Origin of the sequence: Streptomyces sp. NPDC002779, assembly GCF_042888685.1 — a bacterium.
Taxonomy (GTDB): Bacteria; Actinomycetota; Actinomycetes; order Streptomycetales; family Streptomycetaceae; genus Streptomyces.
On record NZ_JBIAQC010000059.1, the window covers coordinates 1 to 3,809 of the forward strand.

A 3,809-nucleotide genomic window follows, 5' to 3' on the forward strand; every position below is an offset into this window, starting at 1 on the left:
GCCAACCTGATCATCAGCATGCACAGGCACATCGTTCCAGACGCCCGAATCAGCACCCATCCACCTTGACCAAAGACATAGGGGCACCCCCCCGCCTGACCGTACGGACCCTGTGCTCGAAGAATGGCGCAGCCGGTGGCGGGCAACCGCCGAACTGCGGCCTGGCCGCCGAAGCGCCACTGCCCAGCCTTCCGCACCTCAACTGGACGCCCCCACACCCACAGGCGGCCCAGCAACGGGGCCCACTCCGGCTCAGATGCCCGGCCCGAACGGCGTTGTTCGGGCTTTGCAGCCCCCAACCTCCCGCGGCACCGCACAGCAGTCGCACCCGCCCGTTTCACCCCTGGGGAGTGCTCCTCTCCCCCTCACCGGACACACCGGCTTGATGAACGAGGTTGCGTTTTCCCCTGACGGCACCCTCCTCGCCACCACCAGCGATGACGGCAAGGTGTGGCTGTGGGACCCGGCCACCCACACCCTCATCGGCGAACCCCTCACCGAGCACACCGGCCGGTGTACGCGGGAGGTTCTCACCCGACGGCACCCTCCTCGCCACCACCAGCCCTGACGGCACCGTGCGGCTGTTGCCCGTCCAACGCCCAGGATAACTACGGTTGTCCTGTGCCTATGGTGAGGACTCCTGGTCGGTGGCCCTACCTGCGATATGGAGCCCGACGTCGCACAGTCGTGTCGGGCACCGAGGAGGCGGCGGAGATACCGTCAGCATGAGCGACGCTAGAATCGCTCACGACGTCCCAGTGGCGGCAGCGTGCCGTAGTGTGCGGTCAGCCGGCGTAGGCGCTGGCTAGCCGACATGTCGTGAGCACCTATCGTCCGCTACGCGCTGGTGGTGATGGTGGGAGCGTTGAGCGCGAGTGCCAGCAATGCTGCCGAGACCTCGCGGATCACCTGCTCGGCCTCGTTGAACCCTGGTTGGAAGCTGTCACCGCACTCGATCGTGTAGCTGAACACCTTCGTGGCGGCGGGGTTGGTGAGGTGCCGACTGTAGGCGTAATCGTCGCTTGTCCCGGAGGTGGCGTACAGCCCGCGGGTGGACTCCGAGCGGCCGTCGGCGACGGCGCGCACGGCCTGGCGGTAGATGTGCTCCAGCGCGGCCCGGGTCGCGGGGTCATAGGCCTCCGGCCGGGCCGGTGCCGCCGGGATGACGACCGGTTCAGCTGTCTTCTGACTGTCTGACATGATCCGCCCCGTTCACCGGATTTACGTGCTCCGATGGAGCCCGGATATGGGGAGCTTATCCGGGAGCCATGCCGCAGGGGCGGCACCGGACGCCCCTGTCGGACCGCACGGAAGATTTCAGTAGCGCACGATTCATTTCAGTACGCCCTTCAGTGCCGCAGTGAAGTTTTCAGTGCTGCGATCTCGGAGGTGAGGTCGGCAACTATCGGGCCGTGCTCGATCGTCTTTCGGGTATGCCATACCCGAGCCCCGAACCGTCCCCAACTCCGCCTGGTTGGCCGCACTGTGGCCATGGCACCATCCCGGAGGACCCGGTCGGCTGCCGCGGCATCCACGTCCCCGGCCACACCGCATGCCTCGCCCACCTGGCCGACGCCGACCGGGCCGCCTACCTGTCTGGCCTGACCCCCGGCACCGACATCGACCACAGGGGCACCACCTTTACCGAACCCCTTCTCAATGCCCTCCTCGAAGCCCTCCGCGACCCCGCCACCGGACACCCCCGCCTCGGGTTTGCCCAGTTCGAGTCGGCGACCTTCCAGGGCCACGCCCAGTTCGAGTCGGCGACCTTCGAGCGCGGTGCGGGTTTCGGGTCGGCGACCTTCCACGACATCGCTCGGTTCGAGTCGGCGAACTTCCACGATGACGCCAGGTTCAGGCGGGCGAACGTCAAGAGCAACGCCTGGTTCGAGTCGGCGAACTTCCAGAGCGACGCCGGGTTCGAGTCGGCGAACTTCCAGCGCAACGCCGAGTTCAGGTCCGTTACCTTCCGGGGCGTTGCCGCGTTCGAGTCGGCGAACTTCCACGGTGAAGCCAGGTTCAGGTCGGCGAACTTCCAGCACGGCGCCTGGTTCGAGTCGGCGAACTTCCGGGGTATTGCGGGGTTCGGGTCCGCTACCTTCCGGGGCGTTGCCGCGTTCGAGTCGGCGAACTTCCGGGGCGTTGCGCGGTTCGGATCCGCTACCTTCCGGGGCCTTGCCGCGTTCGAGTCGGCAAACTTCCACGATGACGCCAGGTTCAGGTCGGCAAACTTCCACGATGACGCCAGGTTCAGGTCGGTGAACTTCCACGGTGAAGCCAGGTTCAGGTCGGCGAACTTCCAGCACGGCGCCTGGTTCGAATCGGCAACCTTCCAGCGCAACTCCCGGTTCGAGTCGGCGACCTTCCAGGGCGACGCCGGGTTCGAAGAGGCGGTTTTCTTGATCAGTCGGCAACTCTCGGGCCGTTGGTGTGCGCCGATCGGGTGAACTTGTCCGGGGCGGTGTTCAGCGGCCCGGTGATCCTCTCGTTTGCCGCGCGCGGGCTGGAGTGTCGGCGGACACGCTGGTCATCAAGGGCCGAGTTGCGTCTGCGCTACGCCACGGTGGACTTCGCCCACGCGGTCTTCGAGTACCCCCTCACAATCGCCGCGGAGGCCGACCCCTTCGTGCTCACCGATGGACGGCCGGTAGAGGAACAGGCTCTTGCCGGCGCGCCTGACGCCACGGTGCGGTTGGCCTCGCTGCGTGGGGTGGACGCGGCCCATCTGGTCCTCGCCGACGTCGACCTGTCGGGGTGCCTGTTCACTGGGACCGTGCATCTGGACCAGCTGCGGCTGGAGGGTACCTGCTCCTTCGACAAGGTCCCGCCCGGCACGCACAGGCAGCGCTGGCGCCCAATACGGCTTACGCAGCGCCGCACCCTCGCCGAAGAACACCACTGGCGCGCGAGCCAGCCGACCGCAGTCCCAGGCTGGAACGTGGCGGTTCTAGGCGCCGGACGCGTCGGGCCGGCGCAGCTCGCGCCGCATTACCGGGCACTGCGCAAGGCGTTCGAGGACGGCAAGAACGAGCCGGGGGCGGCGGATTTCTACTACGGCGAGATGGAGATGCGCCGCCACGACCGCACCGGAACCACCCGCGCCGAACGCGGACTGCTGCACGGCTATTGGATGCTGTCCGGCTATGGCCTGCGCGCCTCCCGAGCTCTGGGCTGGCTCGCTGCCGCCATGCTCGTCACCATCGTGCTGCTGATGGGCTTCGGGCTCCCCCGGGACTCCCCGAAGCAGGAAGCGACCGGCACCGTGCCGCTCGGCGGCGGCAAGGTCACTTTCGAGATCGACAAAGCTAATCCAAAGAACCCTACGAGGGAAAGGCTCACCGGCGAGCGCTTCGAGAAGGCCCTGAACGTCACGCTCAACTCAGTGGTGTTCCGCTCCTCCGGTCAGGACCTGACCACCGCTGGCAGCTACATCGAGATGGCCTCCCGCGTGACCGAGCCCGTCCTTCTGGGCCTGGCGGTCCTGGCCATCCGTAACCGCGTCAAACGCTGATTTAGCGCTCCCACTGCCAGGGGCCGGCAGAACACCGCAGCCACCGGACACTGAAGCAACCGGTGCGCCCGAACCGCACGAGCCGCCGCACGGAAGATTTCAGCGCCCAGGTCACAGCCCCGCCCACTGAAATCTTCTGTGCGGCCCGACAGCCCCGGAGCCGCGGGGGCAGCCGGACGCGCCGGCTACCCCTCGTACCACAAGCCCTAGTAGGGCTTGGTCAGCTTCGTTTGTGAGTGGCGTGTCTGTTGGGCTGTTGGTGTCGTTGTGATGGTGTGACACCTGGTGAGATGGCCGA

4 protein-coding genes are annotated in these 3,809 nt (G+C 67.0%); 3 read left to right on the top strand and 1 reads right to left on the bottom strand.

Annotation, left to right across the window (positions count from 1 at the left end):
- Positions 1 to 256: 256 nt before the first annotated feature.
- Positions 257 to 568: a WD40 repeat domain-containing protein gene (locus ACFYW5_RS37665; RefSeq protein ID WP_389421651.1), complete on the top strand. Its 312-nt coding sequence runs from the start codon at positions 257 to 259 to the stop codon at positions 566 to 568.
- 269 nt (positions 569 to 837) lie between these two features.
- On the opposite strand, the gene ACFYW5_RS37670 is transcribed toward ACFYW5_RS37665, so the two are convergent.
- On the bottom strand, positions 838 to 1,200 hold the full coding sequence (locus ACFYW5_RS37670; RefSeq protein ID WP_389421652.1) for a M14 family zinc carboxypeptidase: 363 nt from the start codon (positions 1,198 to 1,200) through the stop codon (positions 838 to 840).
- Between the two features lie 212 nt (positions 1,201 to 1,412).
- Between ACFYW5_RS37670 and ACFYW5_RS37675 the strand changes: the two genes are divergently transcribed.
- Positions 1,413 to 2,447, top strand: a complete 1,035-nt coding sequence (locus ACFYW5_RS37675; RefSeq protein ID WP_389421653.1) for a pentapeptide repeat-containing protein — start codon at positions 1,413 to 1,415, stop codon at positions 2,445 to 2,447.
- A complete protein-coding gene (locus tag ACFYW5_RS37680) occupies positions 2,444 to 3,511 on the top strand; it encodes a hypothetical protein (protein ID WP_389421654.1) in 1,068 nt (355 codons plus the stop codon). Before ACFYW5_RS37675 ends, ACFYW5_RS37680 begins: the two co-directional genes overlap by 4 nt.
- The last annotated feature ends 298 nt before the right edge of the window (positions 3,512 to 3,809 follow it).